General features: G+C 46.1%; 18 protein-coding genes and 4 pseudogenes. 14 read left to right on the top strand and 8 right to left on the bottom strand.

All coding sequences use genetic code 11. The features are described from left to right. Positions 1–13 precede the first annotated feature (13 nt). From AC07P6_RS15645 to AC07P6_RS15625, 5 genes are read left to right on the top strand one after another with little or no spacing between them, the layout of a single operon-like run. A complete protein-coding gene (locus tag AC07P6_RS15645; protein ID WP_097509507.1) occupies positions 14–1,537 on the top strand; it encodes a type I restriction-modification system subunit M in 1,524 nt (507 codons plus the stop codon). Next, positions 1,527–2,714: a restriction endonuclease subunit S gene (locus AC07P6_RS15640; RefSeq protein ID WP_048324215.1), complete on the top strand. Its 1,188-nt coding sequence runs from the start codon at positions 1,527–1,529 to the stop codon at positions 2,712–2,714. Before AC07P6_RS15645 ends, AC07P6_RS15640 begins: the two co-directional genes overlap by 11 nt. Then, on the top strand, positions 2,711–3,394 hold the full coding sequence (locus tag AC07P6_RS15635; RefSeq protein WP_001752616.1) for a YecA/YgfB family protein: 684 nt from the start codon (positions 2,711–2,713) through the stop codon (positions 3,392–3,394). The genes AC07P6_RS15640 and AC07P6_RS15635 overlap by 4 nt, the downstream gene beginning before the upstream one ends. A gap of 52 nt (positions 3,395–3,446) precedes the next feature. Continuing rightward, the gene (locus AC07P6_RS15630; RefSeq protein ID WP_001741679.1) at positions 3,447–6,731 is read left to right on the top strand and encodes a type I restriction endonuclease subunit R; all 3,285 of its coding nucleotides are present in this window, start codon (positions 3,447–3,449) and stop codon (positions 6,729–6,731) included. Beyond that, positions 6,728–7,483 carry a M48 family metallopeptidase gene (locus AC07P6_RS15625; protein ID WP_001459733.1) on the top strand — a complete coding sequence of 252 codons (756 nt, stop codon included), beginning with the start codon at positions 6,728–6,730 and terminating at the stop codon, positions 7,481–7,483. Before AC07P6_RS15630 ends, AC07P6_RS15625 begins: the two co-directional genes overlap by 4 nt. 137 nt (positions 7,484–7,620) lie before the next feature. On the opposite strand, the gene AC07P6_RS15620 is transcribed toward AC07P6_RS15625, so the two are convergent. Together AC07P6_RS15620 and AC07P6_RS15615 are read right to left on the bottom strand one after the other, a co-directional pair. Beyond that, positions 7,621–7,887: a helix-turn-helix domain-containing protein gene (locus AC07P6_RS15620; protein ID WP_226489521.1), complete on the bottom strand. Its 267-nt coding sequence runs from the start codon at positions 7,885–7,887 to the stop codon at positions 7,621–7,623. A 308-nt stretch (positions 7,888–8,195) separates the two neighbouring features. Next, positions 8,196–8,756, bottom strand: coding sequence for a hypothetical protein (locus AC07P6_RS15615; protein ID WP_478316922.1), 561 nt, complete (start codon positions 8,754–8,756; stop codon positions 8,196–8,198). A gap of 97 nt (positions 8,757–8,853) precedes the next feature. Between AC07P6_RS15615 and AC07P6_RS15610 the strand changes: the two genes are divergently transcribed. Continuing rightward, entirely contained in the window at positions 8,854–9,186 is a 333-nt protein-coding gene (locus AC07P6_RS15610; protein ID WP_024189840.1) for a helix-turn-helix domain-containing protein, read from the top strand. 204 nt (positions 9,187–9,390) lie between these two features. On the opposite strand, the gene AC07P6_RS15605 is transcribed toward AC07P6_RS15610, so the two are convergent. From AC07P6_RS15605 to AC07P6_RS15590, 4 genes and pseudogenes are all read right to left on the bottom strand, one after another. After that, positions 9,391–9,825 carry a hypothetical protein gene (locus AC07P6_RS15605; RefSeq protein WP_001214175.1) on the bottom strand — a complete coding sequence of 145 codons (435 nt, stop codon included), beginning with the start codon at positions 9,823–9,825 and terminating at the stop codon, positions 9,391–9,393. Next, positions 9,807–12,191, bottom strand: a pseudogene (locus tag AC07P6_RS15600) (hypothetical protein). Before AC07P6_RS15600 ends, AC07P6_RS15605 begins: the two are co-directional and overlap by 19 nt. After that, positions 12,175–12,669: pseudogene (locus AC07P6_RS15595) on the bottom strand (site-specific integrase); the annotation flags it as partial. The pseudogenes AC07P6_RS15595 and AC07P6_RS15600, both read right to left, overlap by 17 nt. Then, on the bottom strand, positions 12,629–13,984 hold the full coding sequence (locus tag AC07P6_RS15590) for a site-specific integrase (RefSeq protein WP_478316921.1): 1,356 nt from the start codon (positions 13,982–13,984) through the stop codon (positions 12,629–12,631). The pseudogene AC07P6_RS15595 and the gene AC07P6_RS15590, both read right to left, overlap by 41 nt. 343 nt (positions 13,985–14,327) lie before the next feature. Here AC07P6_RS15590 and AC07P6_RS15585 point away from each other — a divergent pair, with 343 nt between their 5' ends. Both AC07P6_RS15585 and AC07P6_RS15580 read left to right on the top strand, forming a co-directional pair. After that, the gene (locus AC07P6_RS15585; RefSeq protein WP_044715449.1) at positions 14,328–15,725 is read left to right on the top strand and encodes an ISNCY family transposase; all 1,398 of its coding nucleotides are present in this window, start codon (positions 14,328–14,330) and stop codon (positions 15,723–15,725) included. 52 nt (positions 15,726–15,777) lie between these two features. Beyond that, positions 15,778–16,173, top strand: a complete 396-nt coding sequence (locus AC07P6_RS15580) for a helix-turn-helix domain-containing protein (RefSeq protein ID WP_044715447.1) — start codon at positions 15,778–15,780, stop codon at positions 16,171–16,173. Between the two features lie 38 nt (positions 16,174–16,211). On the opposite strand, the gene AC07P6_RS15575 is transcribed toward AC07P6_RS15580, so the two are convergent. Then, positions 16,212–17,024 (bottom strand): hypothetical protein, encoded by an 813-nt coding sequence (locus tag AC07P6_RS15575; RefSeq protein ID WP_044715446.1) that lies wholly within the window; start codon positions 17,022–17,024, stop codon positions 16,212–16,214. Continuing rightward, entirely contained in the window at positions 17,024–18,217 is a 1,194-nt protein-coding gene (locus tag AC07P6_RS15570; protein ID WP_044715445.1) for a toll/interleukin-1 receptor domain-containing protein, read from the bottom strand. The genes AC07P6_RS15575 and AC07P6_RS15570 overlap by 1 nt, the downstream gene beginning before the upstream one ends. Before the next feature lie 218 nt (positions 18,218–18,435). Here AC07P6_RS15570 and AC07P6_RS15565 point away from each other — a divergent pair, with 218 nt between their 5' ends. The 6 genes and pseudogenes from AC07P6_RS15565 (at position 18,436) to AC07P6_RS15540 (ending at position 23,776) form a co-directional block, all read left to right on the top strand. Beyond that, positions 18,436–19,050 carry a TIR domain-containing protein gene (locus tag AC07P6_RS15565; protein WP_044715444.1) on the top strand — a complete coding sequence of 205 codons (615 nt, stop codon included), beginning with the start codon at positions 18,436–18,438 and terminating at the stop codon, positions 19,048–19,050. 328 nt (positions 19,051–19,378) lie between these two features. Then, positions 19,379–20,605 (top strand): annotated as a pseudogene (locus AC07P6_RS15560) (ISNCY family transposase); the annotation flags it as partial. 26 nt (positions 20,606–20,631) lie between these two features. Beyond that, positions 20,632–20,790 (top strand): annotated as a pseudogene (locus tag AC07P6_RS15555) (4-hydroxyphenylacetate permease); the annotation flags it as partial. An 836-nt stretch (positions 20,791–21,626) separates the two neighbouring features. Further along, on the top strand, positions 21,627–22,181 hold the full coding sequence (locus AC07P6_RS15550) for a helix-turn-helix transcriptional regulator (RefSeq protein WP_434663775.1): 555 nt from the start codon (positions 21,627–21,629) through the stop codon (positions 22,179–22,181). A 247-nt stretch (positions 22,182–22,428) separates the two neighbouring features. Next, a complete protein-coding gene (locus tag AC07P6_RS15545; RefSeq protein ID WP_434663777.1) occupies positions 22,429–22,962 on the top strand; it encodes a fimbrial protein in 534 nt (177 codons plus the stop codon). A 55-nt stretch (positions 22,963–23,017) separates the two neighbouring features. Next, positions 23,018–23,776: a fimbria/pilus periplasmic chaperone gene (locus AC07P6_RS15540; protein ID WP_434663780.1), complete on the top strand. Its 759-nt coding sequence runs from the start codon at positions 23,018–23,020 to the stop codon at positions 23,774–23,776. Positions 23,777–23,790 lie beyond the last annotated feature (14 nt).

The following is a 23,790-nucleotide window of genomic DNA, read 5'->3' as shown; positions in this document are numbered from 1 at the left end:
AGCAGGATGATTCATGAACGACAAAATCAATCAGGACACTATCAACAAAGCCCTGTGGGCCGCGTGCGATACCTTCCGTGGCACCATCAGTGCCGATACCTATAAAGACTTTATCCTTACCATGCTGTTCCTTAAGTACATTTCGGATGTCTGGCAGGATCACTATGACGAATATAAAAAGCAGTATGGTGACGCGCCGGAGCTGATTGAAGCGATGATGGCTAACGAACGCTTCGTGCTGCCGAAAAATGCTAGTTTTTATGCACTGTATGAGCGCCGTCATGAGCCGGGCAACGGTGAGCGTATCGACCAGGCGTTACACGCCATTGAAGAAGCCAACGGCACCAAACTGAAAGATGCCGGGAAAAGCGTGTTCCAGGATATCTCGTTTAATACCGACCGTCTGGGTGAAGAAAAACAGAAGAATACTATTCTGCGGCAGTTGCTGGAAGACTTCGCCGGTGAAGATCTTAACCTGAAGCCAAGCCGTGTCGGTATGCTGGACATTATCGGTAATGCCTATGAATATCTGATCAAAAATTTTGCTGCCAGCGGTGGACAGAAAGCTGGGGAATTCTACACCCCACCAGAAGTTTCAGACCTGATTGCTGAACTGCTTGATCCGCAACCCGGTGACACCATCTGTGACCCAGCCTGTGGTTCTGGCTCATTATTAATGAAGTGCGGGCGTAAAATCGTCTCCGGGCATAAGAGCCGTAACTATGCGCTATTCGGTCAGGAAGCGATTGGCTCCACCTGGTCGCTGGCGAAAATGAACATGTTCCTGCACGGCGAAGACAACCACAAAATCGAGTGGGGTGATACCATTCGTAACCCGAAACTACTCGATAAAAATGGCGATCTGATGCTGTTTGATATCGTGACCGCCAACCCGCCGTTTAGCCTGGATAAGTGGGGCCATGATGAGGCCGAGCACGACAAGTTTGGTCGCTTCCGTCGCGGCGTGCCACCGAAAACCAAAGGGGATTACGCCTTTATTCTGCATATGATTGAAACCCTGAAACCGGGAACTGGTCGTATGGGTGTAGTGGTGCCACACGGTGTGTTGTTCCGTGGCTCCAGCGAAGGCAAGATCCGCCAGAAATTGATTGATGAAAATCTGCTGGATGCAGTGATTGGTCTGCCGGAAAAACTGTTTTACGGTACCGGTATTCCGGCTGCGATTCTGATTTTCAAAAAGCAGAAAGTGGATGACAAGGTGCTGTTTATCGACGCCAGCCGTGATTACAAGGCTGGTAAAAATCAGAACCAGCTCAGCACAGAAAATATCCAGAAGATCGTTAAAACCTATCGTGAAGGCGATAACGTTGAGAAATACGCCTATCTCGCCAGCCTGAAGGAGATTCAGGATAACGACTATAACCTTAATATTCCACGCTATGTCGACACCTTTGAGGAAGAGGACGAGATCGATTTGCTGGCCGTGCGTAAAGAGCGTGAGCAACTGAAGGTGGAACTGGCGAAGCTGGAAGTTGAGATGGCGGGTTATCTGAAGGAGTTGGGTTATGGTGCCTAAGGGGTGGGAAGTTCTGCATCTTAAGGATGTTGCTAGTAAAATTCAGGATGGAAATTATGGGGCCGATTATCCAAAGGCCGATGAATTTGTAGCAAGTGGCATCCCATTCTTAACTTCAAAGGTCATTGGTGGTATTGGTACTATTAATCCCGATAAGTTTGACTATATAAAAGAAGAAAAGCATCAATCGTTAAAAAAAGCGCAAATAGTAGCTGGTGATATTCTTTTTACAAATCGCGGTGCGAATGTTGGAACCATAGCGATCGTTCCTGATTATATAGCTACTGCAAACATTGGTCCCCAGTTAACGCTCGTGAGATGTAATGACTGTATCCTCAAGGAGTATCTGTTCCAATTTTTAAGAGGCTCATTTTTTCAAAAACAGATTCAACAGCGAGATTCCGGCAGTGCAATGAATTTTTTCGGGATTAAGGATACTGAGCGCTTCAAAGTGCTTGTTCCCTCTCTCTCCGAACAAAAGAGAATCGCCCAAATTCTGTCCACCTGGGATAAGGCGATTTCGGTGACGGAAAAGCTTCTCGCCAACAGCCAGCAGCAGAAAAAAGCCCTGATGCAGCAATTGCTTACCGGGAAGAAACGCTTGCTGGATGAGAATGGGGTGAGGTTTAATGGTAAATGGGAGAAAAAACTTCTTTCAGATGTAGCTGATGTTTATCAACCAAAAACAATATCCCAGTCTATGATGTCTGATTCGGGGTATCCAGTTTATGGCGCAAATGGAGTTATTGGATTTTATCAAGAGTTTAACCACGAAACTGAACAAATAGCCGTAACTTGCCGGGGTAGCACATGCGGCATAGTCAATTGGACTCAAGCAAAATCGTGGATTACCGGAAATGCAATGGTTATCAATACGGATAACTATTCCTACGTGAGTAAAAAATTTCTATTCTATACTCTGAATGGCAGTGATCTGAAGTATTTAATATCCGGTTCCGGTCAACCACAAATAACCGGAAACATTAAAACGCATATCATTAATTTGCCCTGTATCGAAGAGCAACAAAAGATCGCCACCGTGCTGTCCGCAGCCGACGCCGAAATCTACACACTTGAGAAAAAACTCGCCTGCCTGAGAGATGAGAAAAAAGCCCTGATGCAACAGCTACTGACTGGCAAACGTCGTGTTAAGGTCGATGAGGCGGTTGCCGAATGAAACTGACGAAAAGCGGGCCGCTGATTGACCGGGAAATCGACTGGCTGGAAGAGGTGTTGATGAAATACGGCAATGATGACTCTGTGCTCTGTTTCTCTGAGCTGGATGGCTTTCTGACGGCGATTGTCTCTGGCCCGAATACGATTTCCCCTAATACCTGGCTCAGTGCTATCTGGGGGCGAGGTGATTACCACCCTCGCTGGACCACTGAAAAAGAGATGACGCGTTTTGTGGGGCTGTGTTTTCAGCATATGAACGATATCGCTGGCTGCCTGTATGAGGCCCCTGAACAGTTTGAACCGATTTTCAATGAGCGTGAGGTAAAGGGGGAAAAATATACCATTGTGGAAGAGTGGTGTTTTGGTTATATGAAAGGAAAGTCACTGGATGACTGGTCTGGTCTTCCCGGTGAGTTACGGCCTTCTCTGGAAGTGATCGCTCTTCATGGCGTGGAGAAGAATTTTCCTGTACTTGAGAAAATGACCGGAGAGCAGTTTGAGAAAAGTATTTCCCTTATTCAGCCTGCTGCACTGGCACTTTATCAGTACTGGTTGTCAGTGAGAATGTCAGAGGCATCATCCCGGCCTGTTCCAGTGAAGGGGGCAGAAAACATGCCCGGGCGAAATGACCCGTGTCCGTGTGGCAGCGGTAAAAAATTTAAGAAGTGCTGTCTGCATTGATGAATCTTCATGTGACCAGTAGCGAGTAGCGCCAGAAAGAAAAGGATTAATGATGAACCAGACGTACACGCCAAAATTCCAGGAAGAATACAGCGCCAAAATTCCGGCACTGACGTTACTGACCAGCCTCGGCTGGACGTTTTTATCTCCGAAACAGATTATGGATTACCGGGGCTATAAACAGGATGAGGTGGTGCTGCGTCCGGTTCTGCGTGAAGAGCTGTCGAAGCGTTCCTTTATGGCGGGTGGCAAAACCTGCCAGTTATCGGAAAAAGCACTGGATAACCTGATATCACAGGTCTGTTCTCCGGCGCTCAATGAAGGGCTGCTCAAAGCCAATGAACGGATGTATAACCATCTGCTCTACGGTATCGCCGTCACGGAGTTTGTCGATGGCAAGAAGGTGAACCCCACCATTGCGCTGATCGACTGGGAACATCCGGAAAATAACCAGTTCCATTTTACCGAAGAATTTACGGTATTGCGGTCAGGCGGTGTCGAAACCCGCAGGCCGGATATTGTGTGTTTTGTGAATGGTATCCCGCTGGCCGTCATTGAAGCGAAAAGCCCGGCGGGTCACGGCAAGAAAGGGCCAACCATTGACGAAGGGATATCCCAGAGTATCCGCAATCAGCTCAACGACGAAATCCCGCAGCTGTTTGCTTACAGCCAGATATTACTGTCGATTAACGGGCATGACGGGCGCTACGGTACCTGTCATACACCAATGAAATTCTGGGCGGCATGGCGCGAAGAAGATATTACTTACGCGCAGATGTATGCGCTGCGCAACCATAAGTTATCGACTGAACAAATTCATGCGTTGTTTGATCATCGTCCTTCAGTCGATCTCAAATGGTATCAACAGTTAATCGATGGGGGGGAACTGGCAGTCAGCGGGCAGGATAAGCTGCTCATCAGTCTGCTTTCACCGGAACGTCTGCTGGAGATGACCCGCTTCTTCACCCTGTTTGATAAAAAAACCGGAAAAATTGTTGCCCGCTATCAGCAGGTGTTCGGGATAAAAAGACTGCTGGAACGCATCAGTACCCGCAGACCAGACGGGGGCAGGGAAGGTGGGGTGATCTGGCATACCACGGGGTCAGGTAAATCTTACACCATGGTGTTCCTCAGCAAGGCGCTGATTCTTCATGACAGCCTGAAGCGGTGTCGTATCGTGGTGGTGACGGACCGTATCGATCTTGAAGAACAGCTCAGCAATACCTTTGCATCCGGCGGCGAGTTGGCCGGGAAAAAAGACAAAGCCAATGCAATGGCGACATCCGGGCAGATGCTGGCGAAACAGATTGGCTCCGGTAAAGAACGCATCATTTTCACCCTAATCCAGAAATTTAATTCAGCGACAAAACTTCCTGAATGCGTCAATACCAGCCCCGATATCATCGTTCTGATTGATGAAGGACACCGTAGCCAGGGTGGTGAGAACCATGTGCGAATGAAACTGGCACTGCCGAACGCCGCCTTTGTAGCATTTACTGGTACGCCATTGCTAAAAGAAGATAAGACCACCAATAAATTCGGACCGATTGTCCACGCTTATACCATGCAGCGAGCGGTAGAAGATAAAGCCGTTACACCTTTGCTGTATGAAGAACGTATTCCCGACCTTGAGGTTAACGATCGGGCAATAGATGCCTGGTTTGATCGTATTACCGATGGGTTAAGCGAAGCGCAAAAAGCCGACCTTAAGCGTAAATATGCCCGTAAAGGTGAGGTTTATAGTGCAGATGATCGCATCCGTCTGATCGCACTCGATATCGCCACGCACTTCTCGAAGAATATTGATGAGGGACTGAAAGGCCAGCTTGCCTGCGACAGCAAGATTTCCGCCATCAAATATAAAAAGTATCTTGATGAAGCCGGGTTGTTTGAGTCAGCTGTAGTTATCAGCCCGCCGGATACCCGGGAAGGGAATACTGAGGTGGATGAAAGCAAACTGCCGGAAGTGACGAAATGGTGGAAAGATAACGTCGGCACGCAGGATGAGTCTGTGTATACCCGCAATATCATCAGTCGTTTCGATACCGATGAGAAGCTCAAATTGCTGATAGTCGTTGATAAACTGCTCACCGGGTTTGATGAGCCGAAGAATACCGTGCTGTATATCGACAAGCCGCTTAAGTCCCACAACCTTATCCAGGCGATTGCGCGGGTGAACCGACTGCATCCACTAAAAAAGTTCGGTCTGCTGATTGATTATCGCGGTATTCTGGCTGAGCTGGACACGACTATCAGCAAATATCAGGACCTCGCCTCCCGAACTCAGGGCGGATACGATATCAAAGATATTGACGGGTTGTACAGCGCCATGAGTTCTGAATATAAACGTCTGCCGCATCTGTATAACCAGTTGTGGGCCATATTTGCCGGTGTTAAAAACAAAAATGATACTGAGCAGTTACGTGCAGTACTGGTGCCTAAAATGGAAGAACGTGACGGAGAGATGGTCGATATCCATCAGAAAACCCGTGATGATTTCTTCGAGGCGCTAACGGCCTTTGCCGGATGCCTGAAAGTAGCGCTGCAGTCCGCCACCTTCTTCACCGACAAGAGCTTTACGGAACAAGACCGAAATCTCTATAAAGAAACCGTAAAACAGATGTCCAGCCTGCGCCAGTGGGCGATGCAGGTCAGTGGTGAGCAGGTCAATTATGACGACTACTCGGAGCAGGTGAAAAAATTGCTGGATAAGCATGTCACCGGCGTTGAGGTTCGTGAACCGGATGGCGTGTATGAAGTCGGTAAAATGGGCAAGAGCGAAAAGCCCGAAGAGTGGGACAGCAACAAAACCCGCAATGAAACCGACATCATTAAAACCCGCGTGACGAAGATGATTGAGCAGGAGCTGCGTGATGACCCGTATGCTCAGGAGGCATTTTCCAAACTTCTGCGTATGGCTATCGAAGAAGCAGAAAAACTGTTCGACCATCCGCTGAAGCAATATCTTCTTTTCCGCGAGTTTGAGGCGCAGGTGGAAACCCGCAAACTCAGCGACATCCCGGATGCGCTGGCCGTAAACAAACATGCGCAAGCATACTACGGAGTATTTAAAAAAGAGCTACCTGAGGTTTTCGCGGTAAACGATGATCAGGTTCAGGATAAATGGACGAAGCTGGCTTTCGAAGTGGACACTATTATTGTCAAAGCGGTTTCGGAAAATTCCCTCAATCCTCAGGATATTGAGAAAGCCGTTAAGACAAGCCTGTTGCCGCGACTGTTTACTGCCTGTCGAGAGATCGGTGCTGGAATGAACCAGGTAAACCGTATCGTTGAAACCATCATCCAGATCCTGCGCGTTGGTTTGATGAAATCATGAGTGAGAAAAAGTCACTATCCATAAATGCTGTACGGTTTGTTTATGGTGATGAAACCATCGTGGTGCAGTGTGCTCTGCGGCAGGTCGTCAAAGGCAGGATACTTATCAAGGTTCATCCGGACTGCCGGGTAGTCGCATCTGTACCATCCGGAACGCCGGAGCAGGATGTGCTGTCTGCGCTGAAAAAACGAGGGCGTTGGATATACCAGCAACTGCGCGACTTCAGGGAGCAACAAACACATATCGTCCCGCGCCAGTACGTGAGTGGCGAAAGCCATTACTACCTTGGCAAGCAATACCAGTTGAAAGTAACAGAAGATGCTGCTGTCCCGCAAAAAGTGAAAATGTTGCGGGGCCGTCTGGAAGTCACCGTCAGACACAAATCCGCTGAACGCGTTAAGGCGGTGCTGGCTGAGTGGTATCGGGAACGTGCAAGAAATGTGTTTCAACGCAGACTGGATTTACTGATACCGCAAACCTTATGGGTAAGTGAGCGTCCTCCGATACGTTTACGAGCAATGCAGACGCAATGGGGAAACTGTTCTGCAAAAGGCTGCCTGACACTTAACCCGTGGCTGGTAAAGGCTTCCTCGGAATGCATCGACTATGTATTGCTCCATGAGCTATGCCACGTTGCTGAGCACAACCACAGCGAGGAGTTTTACCGGCTGATGGGGCAGGTTATGCCCGGATGGGAAAAGGTAAAAAAACGCCTGGATGGAATGGCCGGGATGCTGTTGGCTGATATGTAGTTTGGTTACTTACCGTTCCATGAATTGCATGTGATGGCTAACTATTCAGGGTTATCGTAATTAACGCTTCTCTCCGATAATAAAAAAGGCCTTTACCGAATGTTTGCATTGCTTCATCCCGAGCGGAATGTTTCGCATTAAAGCACCACTTTTTTTTCGCGAATAGTGTCAACGTCTACAGGCCTGGGTGACGTATAGTCGAAATGGCAAGAATTATAACGCTCACTGTTTACAGGGAAGGGATCACTTGCTTTTGAAGGATTTGCCTCAAGGCGAGCATAAGTCTGCTGAGTTACACCCAACCTGGCAGATAATTCTCTTTGAGTTAATCCTTTTGATTTACGAAAACCAATTAAAAGCGGGCGTAACTGGCTAAGAAGTCTAACCGGAAAAAGAGTATCCATAAGTAGGTGACCATGTCGATTGCTTTATAATAAGTTCACTCCTCGCAAAAAAAACAGCCTTTAGGGTGTTTTATTACTTTACACCTTATAAGGTGTAAGAATGAGCTCGTTGTTTAACTAATAGTGCTGAAATTTTAAAGGTTGCATCTGGGGCTGACTGATATTATATTTATTAAGGACTAGCATATAGTGGTGCACGCTGTTATCCTCTTTGTAATGAGGCTTATCAGTGTGTGAAGGGAGAGGGCGGACTCTGCTTTGCCCTCTCTCTTTCATGGACTTATTTAACTTTAAATGTTTTTTAAAAGTCATTGCCTTATTGCAATGGTTTTATTAAAAATCCCAATCAATGTGTTTATTTTTTCATTTATCTTAATTTGCTTTTTCTCTTGCTCGAGAGAAAGTTTTCTGAATTCATTTTCCCTGCTCGGCACGGCAATTATCAACTCTTCATAAATCTCCTTTGCTCCTGATACTTTTTCCAACTCGCTGCTGTATTTTTCAATAAGAGTTCTTATTTGAATATTTACATTTCTGTATTCATGACTGGTAGCACTTAAAACAAGTTGACTGGAATTTTTTTTGGGTGCCTCAATTAACTCTACGCTTTTCTTTACGACATTGAATTCAGATGTGACTGAGTATACATATTGATACGCGCCTGATTTTCTGACTTTACTCAATAATCCTTTTCTAACTAAACACTGAATTTGGTTATAAGCAAAAGCTTTTACCTTAAAATAACTTTTCGGAAGTGAAAATCGCTCGATAAGAATTTGAGCCACATCGTTACTGGTGAAGTTATCTTTAGCAATATAGATTATTGCGGAAAATATGTACGACTCAGCGTTGGATACTCGACTATTCATATGACTAAAACAAGGCAGTTAACTTAGGATTGCTAAGTATACAACAATGGCAGATACTTAGACAATCTAAGCATTCGAGGCCAATGAAGATGAATCAGTGTCTGAAAAAAATCCGATACCAGAAAGACTTAAGGAAGCGAGAAGCAGGGCGGGTTTATCACAGCGCTCATTGGGCCTCCTTGTTGGGTTTGATCCCGCTTCGGCTAGCAGTCGTATGAATCATTATGAGAAAGGGCGCCATGTCCCCGATATTGATACGCTTCGACGGATGGCGGCAGAGTTAAACGTGCCGTTGAACTACTTTTTTTGTGATGATCAGACCACAGCTGAACTTGCATTACTCATATCCCGGATGACAGAGGAAGAGCGAAGTAATCTTATCGAAGCACTCAAAAGGCATCCAGGCGAAAAGCATGCTGACAAAAAATGATATTACATATAAAGCGACTGAACTTTTTGAAGGTAACGAAAGTGTAGCATTACACTGATGCAATGAACCAAGCAGGACATTACAGTGGGAGACGCCCTCTCAGATAACAAACTCAAAAGAGGGAGCCATAAATATATGTTTATCAATACAACCAGCATTCTGCCGACAACCGGGAAGCTGTCGGCTAAATCTTCCATGTCAGAATTATGACGACTTATGTAGTTCCCGAATCATATGGTTGGCCAACAGGCTTTCCACCGGTATAACCGAATTGATTTTTACCGCTTTGACAATTTCTATCAACGAAAGGGTATTTTGCGCTAATTGGTCTCGCAATTCACTGACTTCAGCCTGCAACTGCTGGTTTCTGGCCAGCAAAGCCTGACGGGTTTTGCGGTTGACGTATTGCTGTTTTTCTTTTGGGCGTAGATTCAATGGGCCAAGTTGCTGGTCAACATAGGCAGCAATTAGGCGTTTACGCTCTAGGCTGCTCAGCGTACTTAAACCACCGTTAACGATACCTTTTGCCTTGAGCCTAATATGCAGGGCCTTGGCGGAAATAGGGGACTTGTCAAAGCCTTCAACCAGCATCAGTTGTAATTCGTGCTCAATCAGTGTGTTCAGTTCCTTGCCGCGCATCGATCATTCTCCTGCATCAATTGTTGGTATTCAAGTGCAAAAAGCTGGGCCAGTGTACGGACTTTGCCCTCGGTGATTACTCCACCAGACAACACACTCTCAGCAGCAACCAGTTGTTGAGTCTTGGCACGACGATGCCATTGTGCTTGTATTGCCTCGAGTTGCTGTAACCGTCGTTCGATGTCGGCCAGTCTGGTCTGGTAATCAGGCTGATGTTGAGTAAGTTGGGTCAACTTCGAATGTGCTTGCTGTAAAGCCTGTTTTTTGGCAATCAGATTTGGTAGCTCATCTATCCGGCCTGTCAGCGTGAAATGTTCACAAAAGGCAGCACTCTGGCATTTCAGTCGATAAGGACATCCCCAGAGGTTAACTTCCCGCATACAGGAGCCAAATTTCAGCGGATACAGCACGGCATGTCTTGCCACCATGTCAGAGGCTTGCTCTGGTCCTTCTGCGTCGCGGATTTCTTCAAAGGCGGCAGCAACATCTTCAAAGAGGCCGTTAGCAAATGACGCCTCGACAAACCTGGCTACATCATCCCGATCGTCAAAAGTATGCAGGTTGGCTTTGATGGTATTGTCCAAAGTCATGTGTTCCGTGACCGCCAGTTGGCCGGTCCGTTTGACGATATCCAGTGGCGTAGCAATGGAGGACGAAGAGGGCGAGACAGTTAGTGCTGTCGAAATCGGCTGCAAGGGCACCAACGAGGCGGCTTTTCGCCGTTCTGCAAGCGCCAGATGTTGATAATGCTGATTCTGCGTGATGTCCACTCGACCCATCAACATTGCCTGTAAGTGGTCAGAGATATCCGCAATAGCAAGAAAGGTATTGATGTTGTGCCGGGGAATGTGGGTACGCATCCGCGTCGAGGTGCCATCCTCCTCCAGTAATTGATATTTGCTGAATACTGATCCATCAGGCTCAACGTTGCCTAAGAATTTATTCATAAGTGTGTTAGTGAAGGGTATCGGTGTAGCCAGCAAAGCCAGTGTGCGCTTTAATGCCAGCGAACCCTTCTCGTGTAGAAATAGCAGATCCTCGTAGTTAACTTGGTAGCGTTTGCCATTTTCCATCCAGGCGTGTGTACAGGGTTCGTTGGCATTCGCCAGGCCAAATTCGGTCTTAATGTAATGATTGAGAGCAGTCTTGGAATAATAGATAGATTTGCTGTTTTTCGGGCCTGGTATTTCTTGAACGGGCAGCACACCTCTTTTGCTAAGGGCTTTGGATGTTTTGTCCCGTTGTCCTGCCCGGCCCCGAAAACTTGAGGTAGTTTGGGTGATGTACTTCACCACATCGTCCAGTTCGACTCGTTCACCGGGCATGTTGCTGATGGCCTGTGGCAGGTAATCAGCAAAAGATTTTGCCCGTAGATAGGTAAGATGGCTGCGTATTGGTGCGGTCAACATTTTAACGGTACTGAATATACTCTCGACCAGCGGTACTGCCAGCGGTTCTACCCAATGCGTTCGCTACCCAGCACCTTTGACACCAACATAACGGATACCAAGAAAATAATCGGGTAATCCCTTGTCCTGAAATCGTTTGCAGATTGCCGGATCATCAATCTGGCGTTTAAACAGGGCATCCTGTCTGAGATTAAACGCTTCAATGGAGCGAAAGCCGGTAATAACCAATAACAACAGGCAATTTAACGCGATTTTCTCAGCATCACTTTCCACCCGCTGGATTAATGCAACTATGTTCAGAAATCCGCGAATGGTAATCAACGCATCTTCACCATCGGTAGTGGTATCAGACAGCTTGGCCTGCTGTTTCAGCGCCATGGTTTCCCGGGCTTTGCGGGTCAAGTTGGTTTTGTTGGTATACTTCACATCAGAGTTGTATTGCAGTTTAACCAACGTAAATGTGAAGTGATTGACCAATTTTTGAAGGCTAACGCACCGCCCTTTATAGTTAGCTGTATTGGGGTCACTAGGAGATGAAACGCTACTGAGAAGATCCATCGCTCGTTGAATGACAACTGTGCTCAGGTAAGATGGATGGGTCTGTCCTGTCTCATAAAGCATCGCATGGTACCATCGTTTCAGAATCATCAAAGTTGCCTTTGCCACCGCTGGCGACATACTCCTATTTCCCTGTCGGTAAACCACTACCAGCATAGCTTTCATGAACTGACTATATTCTTTGTCGATGGGCAGATGTTCTACAATACCTTTGAATCTGTTCATCTCATCAAAACGTAATGTATTTCTGCCGTTCCCTCGCAACCATCCACTTCCCTGGTTACCACTTACCCAGATATGATCATTCCATGTTTGGGCAAAATCAGCAGACAGGTGCTGTTCGAACCATTTTTTTTGCTCTTCAATAAAAGCCTGAAAATGCTCAAAGTGATTTTTCATTGGACTTCACCTGTTCCTGATGAAAACGGCAGCGGGCGATAACAGACTCAATTTCAAACTGTGTGGTTTCATGGATTAAAATGAGCGGATTTCGGGAATTACCTACACCGTCTGAAATAGCGATTAGTTCATCGACTTCTTTTTTGACGCATTCAAGTAGAGCCTGATGTTCACCATCCGTAAAAGGGCGATAATACAGACAGCCGTAACAAGAACGCACTTCGCTGAAAGGGCATGTACTACTGTTCCTGGAGCAACCACCAATTTTATCATGCAACTCGTCACCAACGAGTCCCACCACTGGATGGCCTTTCCAATGTGCTGAGTCGACCAGTTCCCCAGTGAGCATCATAGCCACCATATTTTGCCAAACGGGATTCGACCCAAGCGCTTTAGCACGGATCAAGGCCAACGCGGGAGTTGCCATAATGTAGTATTTAGCTACGGCAAGAGAGGTGTGCCCCAGTACATGTGCTATCCATTATAGTATCTAACGTATTATGTAGCGCTGCATTGTCTTGAATAATTCGTTGGACATTGGCAGCATTAGCCTGCTCAGACAGGAAACGTTTTGCATATAGATCAGGCATTTGACTTGTCGGACTCCATCCCCCCATCAGTCGTAGTTCATCTTTGGCTTCTTCCATTATCCCTGAGAGGGAAGGGACTTCAGCAATAAAGTGTGTTTTATTTTGCTGGCTTTTCAAATATTTTAAATGCCATATTTTTTGCAATGTCAAAAAGGCCCAAGTATGTCGGGTTGTATGCGGAGTCAATCGTTGCAACGAGTCAGAGTACAACGGTGATTTGTACTCTGGATATTGGTTAGTGAAGACCTGATCTATTTTCGAAAAAATAGAATGAACTGATGTGTAGGACAAAGGCTTCGCTGACTGTTGACTCGATGTAAAGATGAAATCGTGTTTATCAGTTTTTGGTCGAAGCTTTGCTATATAAATGCTTAAAAAAATATAATCCTGCTTATCGAGCTCCAACACACGATTAGCCCATGCATTTTTGAGAGATGGCGCATTCTTTCTTGGTTCGTATGCCTCGTCGACAGTTGTCACAATCAAACTAAACTTATCACCTTTTAAATTAGGTTTAATTGAGCTGCACTCTAACAACAATAGCTCACCTGTTCGTAAACCATAATTTAACAACAGACGAATAATCAAAAAATTGCGGAACTGAAGATGCCCGGAAGGGAAAGGATTTAGCGGGTTATGCTTTTGGGCAGAAGAGGGGGTTATTATTCCATACAGGCTGAGCACCATTGCCCCAGACAAACTCTGAAATCCTTGGCTGCTGTGACTATGTTGCGAAAATTTGTTTGATGTAAGCGTTCGATAATTCTCCCGGCAAAGCTGTAAACGGGTGTGTAAACGCGAAGCCAAAAGTGATAATGCTTTGGGAGAGTCATCCCGGTATGCAGGTGATATGTAGGTGTTAATCAAAAAAGAAATGAAATGGATCACAGCACGAACTCTAACTGTATGAGTTAAGCTATTGGCTTTTGTGACTCTCGTTAAAGACAACACATTTGACTGGACGTTGTGGCCATTTTCTAGATACATCCAAAATGCGGGCATTTCACCGACAGCAATGTCTGGATTGTGGTCAGATGAATAGAAGCTGTAGCAAAACGAGACACCATACTTTTGCCTCCAGAATTCGTAAAAAAACTTCACAGATTGAAGTGAAGCTGACTGTGTGGACAATGAGCGGAAAGCCAAATGGTCAATATGGTACCTAAGGGGATACAGCAACGGCAGAGAGGTTTCCAAGTCCATCAGGATCCATCGCCTTTTACGGCCTGAGATAACCAACTGCTTTAGTGAATACACAATATTTACCTCAAAATTATCATGGATATGAAGAGAATGTACTCTGTACCTAATGCAAGAAACGAGAGGGAGATCAGAAATCCTAACGTATTGATTTATCAGTTAGTGGGAGTGTCATATGAACTTATTTACCACAGTAGGTGATTTAACATAATATACATTATGCGCACTGAGGATGTAGGGGCTCAATGCTAATGTCTATTTGTGGCTCATTAGGAATGTCCAGGCTATAGTTTTCAGACCTGTATGTCTAGTCAACGACTCGCTTTTTCCTGATGAGGAGTTTTCTATGGCTATACATGACGCCGGGATGTTCACCGTGAAAGAAATTAACCGCCTAAAAATCCTTCAGGACGTCATCGATCGCAACCTGCGTCCTGGCCAGGCTGCGGAGATGCTCGGCATCACGCCACGCCATTGCAGCCGTCTGCTGAAACGTTATCGTCAGTCCGGACCGCTTGGTATGAACAACCAGAGTCGCGGTCGCACCGGAAACCGCCTGCTGCCCACATCACTGACTGAGCTGGCGCTGAGTATCATTCGGGAACGCTACTCTGATTTTGGTCCGACACTGGCACGGGAAAAGCTGGAAGAAGTTCACGGTCTCGTCCTTGGCAAGGAAACCATCAGACGCCTCATGATAAAATCCGGACTCTGGATCCCCCGCAGACAACGTCCGCCGAAAATTCACCAGCCCCGTTATCGACGCCCCTGTACCGGCGAGCTGATCCAGATTGATGGCTGCGACCATCACTGGTTTGAAAATCGGGGTCGGCCCTGTACTGCTCTGGTCTATGTTGATGATGCCACCAGTCGCCTGATGCACCTGCTGTTTGTGAAATCTGAATCCACATTCACCTATTTTGAAGCGACCCGTGGCTATATCGAGAAATACGGTAAACCCATGATCCTCTACAGCGATAAAGCCAGCGTGTTCAGAGTCAATAATAAACACGCCACCACAGGTCCCGGTGAAACCCAGTTTGCCAGGGCCATGCGCTGCCTTAATATCACCCCTCTGTGCGCGGAAACCAGTCAGGCAAAAGGCCGCGTTGAACGCGCCCATCTGACACTTCAGGACCGGCTGGTTAAAGAGCTCAGGTTAAAAGGGATCAGTACGATAGAAGCAGCAAATGCGTTTGCCGAAGAATACATGACCGATTACAACAAGCGGTTTGCCAAAGCCCCCCGGCATGATTTCAATGCTCACCGGCCATTGACATTAACCGATGATCTTGATGCGGAATTTACCTGGCGCGAACCCCGGCGAGTTTCAAAAAACCTTACAGTACAGTACGATAAACTGCTTTATCTGATTGAAGACAGTGAGTACAGCCGTCGGGCCATCGGTAAGTATATCGATGTCTGGCATTATCCTGACGGGCATAAGGAACTGCGCCTGAATGATGTGCTGCTCCCCTATTCCACCTATGACCGGTTGTCGGAAGTTGACCCCGTCGCGATTGCAGATAATAAAAGACTGGGCCATGTGCTGGACGTTGCCAGGCAGGTCCAGAGAAAACGTGACAATAACCGGTCACAGTCGGTACCTGCTGGCGATGAACCTTCCCGCAGACGGCATGCACCCAGTATTAACAAATCTCAGCGTTCACTGAACGAAGATGACATGCTTGAAGCCATGTTAAAGCTTCAGGGTAGCTCGGAGGCCATTTTTGGTAAAAGATGAACCGAGGCAAACGAGCAACAACGAGTAAAAAATCCTGAAAAAGAGGCCAAATATGCCAGAAACAGATGAAAAAGTGATGATGTCTCTCAGGGAACGCTACCGACTGGAACTCATTGAGGCTGTGCTGGCCAGTGAATTAAGTCTGACGGAAGCGGCTGCGTCAATGGAGATAACGCCACGTCACTGCCGCCGTCTGATTGCGCAATACCTACAGGCAGGACCTGTCGGGTTAGTCAGCCAGCGGCGCGGAAAACCCAGTAATCACCGGCTTCAGGTAGAGCTTAAAGCCCGCGTTATTCATTTTCTGAAAACTGAGTGCCAGAGCGTGGGGCCGACACAGGCACAAAGAATGCTGATAACGTCTGAGAGTATCAACCTGTCAGTCGAAACGGTAAGGCAATTGATGCTTGCAGAGAAATTATGGCAACAAACATCGAAAACCTCATAATCAAGTTGTCTCTGTGTAGCTGTAAACTATAAGCATATTCAACTGTATTTACGGAAAAGTCCCCTCAAGATCATTGTTATGCCCTGATCTACATGGGGTGTCTGAGCTAGTATAATATTTTCTTCTTGTGACAAACCATTATTGAGATCGTCAAAAGTAAAGCCATTAAACATTTCACGGCCTGGCCAATGTTTTTCAGCAGAACTAATCGGGGAGGCAATGTTGAGCGATTCAGCAACATCTCTAGCACATCCACCAAAACCACCCATAATAAAAAGCGGCTGCTTCGCTTTAATTGACATCAACGCTTCCTCGGCAATACCCGGCATTGTTCCTTTGTAACCTTCAATGCGTCCCCCTAGAACTATTCTGGCATGCGTATCACGTAACATAGCATTACGCATAGCAGTCAGCCCTATTCTCCAGTCATCTTCTAGTGGAGTTACCACTGCTCGCTGTATTCGTTCTTGCAGTTGCAATTGTGAACCATCGCGGTCAAACAAAACTAGTTCCGCCATTCCACTAAGATGATTACTAAGGGCGATTAATTCAGCTTCATCTTTTTGCATATGAACTGGCCATGCAAGATAATTCAATACACTCGGACGTTCATCTCCTTCATCCGCATCCCTACGGTGTCGGGATACCAGTTCAAACAATAATGAGGTAAAACCATTTATGCGTAGATCTCCTCCATACACAATTCTGGATCCAAGCGCCAAAAGATGCCTTGATATTTCTGTCATGGCATCAGATAAGTGTTGCTCACTCAGCCCCAGTAGCGGCATATCCGGGCTATCAGATATTGAAATTGCAATTACTTGCTGACTCAGTGCTTCCCGATAAGCCATTATGCAATCCCTCCTGCCATCCACTCAGTAAAACTGCGAAATTTAATTTCTGGTTTAATTTCTTCAAATAAGCGTTCCTCTTCAGCACTTAAAGGTGGATCAGGATAAATAATCAACGGTTGCCCATTCCCTGAAAACGATAGGCCTGCAAGCGAAATTAATTCAGGCGTTCGTGGAACGAACCGAATATTAGATTCATTGCAATCAACCAATTGAACACGGCAACGCCATAGAAAATCCTTCAAAACCTCATCCAACAAACGCGCAATAATTATACTAATACGATTTGTTTGTTGAGGGTCCATCCGAACGATTGGTACATTCCCCATATAGGGAAACCCCCTCTCATCAAGCTCATTGATACAGTTTGCGACAACTAATGGTACGCTGTAACGCTTAGCTTCAATAATTTCTCTCCGACACCACTCACGTGAAGAATAAGTGTCAGTGTGAATAGCGACGACAGCACTTTGCGCAACTTGCTTAAGCAGTACTTCATTAAAACGAAGCCCGACTGGGATGTCATGGACATCAAAAAATGAGCTAAGCCCATTCCCCTTGTGCAATTGATCTCGTATTAAGTATGCAATCCGCTCACCATCCGAATCATGTTTAGAATGGCTAAGGAATATCTGGACTTTTCGAAGGTATTGAAGCAGTTCATCATCAGATTTGTCTGGTTGCTTTAGATGTTCAAGATAGTGGCGCAACATCCGACAAAATTCATAAGTTAGGGTGCTGATTAATCGAAGCTGCATCGATGCTACATCGTTGCTATCTTCTTGAAGCCAAAGATCCCAACGTACGGCCTGTTCCTCAAGGCCAGTTGATAATCCTTCATGTTCAATCGCCACAGGAAAAATGTGAGTGCCCAATCCAGCGTTTACTGTCTCCGCCGAGAGTTCATGAAGCCAAATGTTCCAATCGTGGTCCTTTGCCATATTTGATTCGGCAAGTACGATAACCGCCGTCGTTTCTGATTCAGAAAAGTTAATTGCCAGTGGCTTCCCTGTTTCAGGCAATACTTCAAACCGAAAAATAACACTCAAACCGGTTCCACCCGCAATATTCTTGTAAAGTTCACGACGAAAATGACTACGAAGTGTTTCTGCTAATGCAGCTCCACCGGAAAACATTGGGTGCCAGACAATATAAATAACCAGAAAAGGCTTGGCTAGACTTGGGTCAGACATATTACATACTCCTTAGTCCACTGCTGCTATGGGCGCGTGACCCGGACACGTATAGCGAGATAGAGGTGCAAGATACGGGGTTTTAAGGCGTCTAGGTCTTCTTTAGTATGCCATAATCGAATGCCATGACAAAACGATGTACTCAAAAAAAGTGCTGTTATATGATATGGATTATGGTGCAAAATGAAAGAGGTACACACAGCTAAAGGATAAAAGTAATGGGGAAGCATAATGTATTCATCAGCTATCATCATGCAAATGATCAGCTGTACAAAAATCGCTTAGAAGAAATGAATAAAGAGCATGATATATTCATAAATCGCTCAGTCTCACTTGGCGATATTGACGAAGATGAAGAGGCTCAAAAAATAAGAGAAATAATTAGGGATGATTACCTTAGAGATACTTCGGTTCTAATATTACTTGTTGGATTGGAAACAAAAAACAGAAAACATATTGATTGGGAGGTATTCTCCAGTATGAGAGATAGCCCAAAAAACAAAAAATCAGGCATATTAGTTGTCAATTTACCGAGCACAGGAACGACCTATATCAGGTCTACTCATGGGGAAAGTGAAAAAGAGCAAATACACCCAGGAATCTCTTCATGGACAAACATTGATAAAAGATCAACATTTGAAGAAAGATTTCCATATATGCCAGCAAGGATAATTGATAATTTTATGAAAAAGGATTCTTACATTTCAGTCGTTAATTGGGATCAGATATGCTGGAATCCTGAAAATTTGGAAAAACTCATAGAGTTAACATATAATGACAGAGATAAATGCTCGTATGATATGACCCGAACCATGAGGATGCGTAACGGTTAGATGTAGGGCGTAAATAATTTAGAGTATTATTTTAAAACCTGTCAAATTGTTGGTTTAAATGATTCAGAGTTACCAGCTTGATATAAGCATCAAATCCTGATACGAAAAAAATGGTAACTCTTAACCTTCGTTGCACATTCCCAGTCATCACATCTAAATCTTTTTTTATAATATTAAAACTTGGCACCCAATAGACATTTCTAACGAGCCAGTGATTAGACATTTCTACTGAGCCTTGACAGAGGATGTAACAGCAAAGTTGTAATGTCCGCTTTGGGCTAAGGCTAAGTTAAGATGTCCGTCATGTATAATCAACAGGAAGATCCCCATGGCGGCTCATGCAGCGGAGTTTTTCACTTTGGATGAAGTTAATCGACTCAAAATCCTTCAGGATGTCGTTGATCGCCGTCTGACAACTCAAATGGCAGCGCAGCGCCTGGGTATTTCCGATCGCCAGTGCCGACGCCTTCTGTCGCGTTACCACGAATCTGGCCCGCTTGGTATGGCTAACCGTCGTCGCGGAAAACCCAGCAACCATCAGTTGCCTGATGGTCTTGCCCGGTACGCACTCAATATTATCCGCGAACGCTATGCCGACTTCGGGCCGACGCTGGCGTGTGAGAAACTCGCAGAACTGCACGATGTTCACCTGTCCAAAGAGACTGTCCGTTCACTCATGGTCAAAGCCGGTCTCTGGATACCCCGCAAACAACGTGCGCCAAAAATTCAGCAGCCACGCTATCGGCGGGCCTGCTGCGGCGAACTGATACAGATTGATGGTTGCGACCATCACTGGTTCGAGAACCGTGCGCCTGCCTGTACTGCACTGGTCTGCGTTGACGATGCAACCAGTAGCCTGATGCAACTCCTCTTTGTGAAATCGGAATCGACCTTCACTTATTTTGAAGCCACCCGGGGCTATCTGGAAAAGCATGGCAAGCCACTGGCGTTGTACAGCGACAAAGCCAGCGTCTTCAGAATCAACAATAAAAATGCCACCGGTGGCGACGGCTATACCCAGTTTGGCCGTGCGATGCACGAACTGAATATCCAGACTATCTGCGCCAATACAAGCTCTGCTAAAGGCCGCGTGGAACGTGCTCATCTGACGCTTCAGGATCGCCTCGTAAAGGAGCTCCGGCTCAGGGGCATTTCTTCAGTGGATGCTGCCAATGATTTTGCAGATGAGTTTATGGTCGATTACAACCGGCGCTTTGCTAAAGCGCCCCGGCATGACTTTGATGTTCACCGGCCACTTGAACATGATGATGATCTGGCTGCTTTTTTCACATGGCGGGAACCGCGCCGAGTTTCAAAATCACTGACGGTTCAGTATGAAAAAGTGCTCTATCTGATTGAAGACAATGAAATCAGTCGCAAGGCAATCGGAAAATATATCGAGGTCTGGCACTACCCGGATGGCGGGAAAGAGCTACGGTTTAACGGGGTTACTCTTCCCTACTCCACCTATGATCGTCTTCAGGAAATTGACCAGGGGGCTATCGTGGACAATAAGCGACTCGGGCGGACACTTGAATTTATTAATCTATTACGTCTAGCGAACAAACCTCAAGCTGGGACAGGGAAATGACCGGGAATTTTAATGCCAGCTTGTGGTTTATGGCTGGGTTACTGATTATCGGCGCGCTGGTACTGGCATATATACCGATGGGCGGGGTGCAGGCGGCGACCAGAATCGACTGCGATAAGCCCGTCGGCCGTCGGCCCTTCTGGCAGTGAAGCAGTATCGGTCAGCGCAGGGAACGCGCGCTTAACCGTTCTCAGGCACTGCCTGCCGGAGATGGCCCCTCGCGTCGGCGCAGGAAACCCACAGAGAAGAAATCCCAGCGCTCAATAAAACTATCTCTTGAGCTGTCGTGGGTTGTCATACGGATAATTCATTGACTAACTCAATATTTACAAGTGAAATGATACATATTTATTGCTATAAAAATCTGAAAATAATCGATGACGGGATCTGCTCTGATACTTATTTCCGCCATTTTGGTCCATCATAGATTCAGCCTGACAAGTCATTTTTTGCCTTATTCACGCGTTTCTTCTATAAGATTATTCCCCCTAATGACATAATTTAATTAACAGGTTGATATATATGTCATCGATGTTTATTCCGCCAAATGGTCATTTGGTCTTACATTTGCAGTATTTCTTCGGTTTTAAAGGCGAGTAACATTGCGTATTTATATTAAATCTAACGGCTACGCTACTCTGCAATACTTATCGGCATCATATTATTTAACATTTATTTAATCGAGTTAAGCGATCAATAAACACCCCTTTGATAGTCACTAACTATCAAATTAATTCCTATTGATCGTTTTAAACGATTGTAATCATTTGAAACTATCAGTTAATAATTTAAATATCTTTTATACGTAAGTACTTCTCAGACAACACTTCTCCTGCATATGAGATTGATTGCTGAATTGTTTATTTAAAAGAACATTGATGTGGCTAATGGATATTCAGTCACAGTGCATTAGATATTGTTTCTTGACAGGGAAGAATTAATGCCTAGTTGCCTTAATAACTACAACCGACAGCAAAAGAAATTTATGGATTATTATTTTATATCTGACAATCTATTTTTTTTATCAGGTATTCAGGCCCATAATGAAATTTATGATGGGAATGTTTACTGTATTCCTGTTATCGATGCGCCGGGTAAATTCTCTCCCTCTTTCGGGGATGTGGTGGTTATTCATGTATCACATACTGGAGAGCGGAGCAGGATTGCTATGCTTCCAGGCATGGCAACCAGCAGAGTAGTTATTATGTTAAAAGAGAATCATGGTCATCGCTATTTCAATGACGGACGCTTCCCGTGGCTGATTCCGCACGGTACATGCATGAGTGACCTAATGGCCTGCCTCAGTCAAATCAGCCACTATCCCCTGACTCACAGGAGGCTTTCGGTGCGGGAAATTCGTCTGTTTTGTTACCTCAGCCGCGGATATTCCCCGCAGCAGTTGGAGATGAAAATGGAAACCGGTGCCAAGCATCTTTATCGCTTAAAACGAAAAACTTTAATGCAATACGGACTGCAGCACTGCAATGCCGTCAATATTCAGATCTGTCGGGATTTAATCACGCTAAGTGGAGCCGTATAGCGCTTAATAGCCGCTGTAACATTCAGGGTGGCAAATTGGCACTAATATAATCAGGGCCGATGCTTTTAGGGTAGCGGAAAAAACTGGTCTAACCTAAATCATTAATAGTAATAGTGTGTTTTTTAAAACTGAAATTCGAATATGCCCGTCGTTACTGCTTGTGACGCTCAGAATAATTCTGGCGGGTTAACCACCGCTGACGGAATATCCGTCAGTGTTTTTAATGCAAAACGGAGTTTGTTTTTTTATGAAATTAAATCAATTATTCATCGCTGCCGCTGTTTCCTCTGCCCTGTTATCTACCAGTGCACTAGCTTTATCGGATAACACGATCACTTTCAAGGGAGCTGTTGCGGACCAGACCTGTACTGTAACTATTAACGGTAACGAAGTGGCCCCTGTCGTGTTACTCCCAACGGCCCGTGCGGCAGATCTGGCTATTAGCGGTGCAACAGACAAAGACACCACTTTTGACCTGGGCATTTCAAACTGCACGGTTTCTGAAGATGACGTGACTGTTTCGACCGTCTTCGTAGGCAACAATGTGACTGATGCGGGTCGTCTGGGCAACACCGGTACCGCGAACAATGTCGATATCCAATTGCTTAATACGACGGGGACGCCGATTAACCTGACAGGCGGCTACACCAGCCCTGATCTGCTCCTGCCAGCCGGCGATACCGAAGCTTCTGCCACCTACACCGCTCGTTACTATGCCACCGGTGCAGCAACTGTAGGTACCGTCCAGGCTTCCTTACAGTACGCCGTTACTTACCCGTAATTACCGGTCATTGCGACGGGGGGCTCCTCCCGTCGTATCGTCATGGACGTGTCGGATGAAAAAACTTTATTACAAAGCGGTACTTCCCGGCATTCTGGGATTTCTTCTGGCCTCTGCCGCCATCAGTACGGCGCAGGCCAGTGTCACCATGCTGGGAACCCGTGTCATTTATAATGGCGGGGCTAAATCCACCGACGTGCAGTTACGGAATGTCGATAATTTTCCTTACGTCATTACAGCATGGGTTGATGATGGCAACCCGAAAAACGGTTCAGAACAATCAGCATCCGTCCCCTTCATTGTCACACCTCCGGTTTTTCGCATTCAGTCCGGCGCAGGCCAGATTTTGCGAATTGTCTACACGGGCGCGAAACCTTTGCCGCAAGACCGGGAGTCGCTGTTCTGGTTCAACTTCATGCAGGTTCCACCCGCCAACGTGGCTGACGCCCCTGATGGACGTAAACAGAATGGCATCCTGGTGATGCTACGTAACCGGGTCAAGCTTCTTTATCGTCCCGCAGGAATAGACGGTAATCCACAGGAAATACTACAAAACCTGCGGGTCAGTCATGCTGTCCTGGACGGCAAAACCGGCGTGAAAGTGACCAGTAACCAGCCGTTTTACGTCACCGCCTCTTCGGTGTCGCCGTCAGGGAATAAGACCGTTCGTTTCGGGGATAAGGACGTTGTTATTCCGCCTTTTAGTGACCACTTTTTCCCCTTTTCAGGGAAAGCACCAGCAGGGATGAAAAGCGTACGCATTACGCTGATTAACGATCAGGGAGCGAGAATAAGTGAAGATTACCCGTTGTAAGAGTCTGCAACAGC

The sequence above is a fragment of the Klebsiella sp. GFKo11 genome (assembly GCF_056490265.1).
This window is presented reverse-complemented; position numbering and strand designations above follow the sequence as displayed.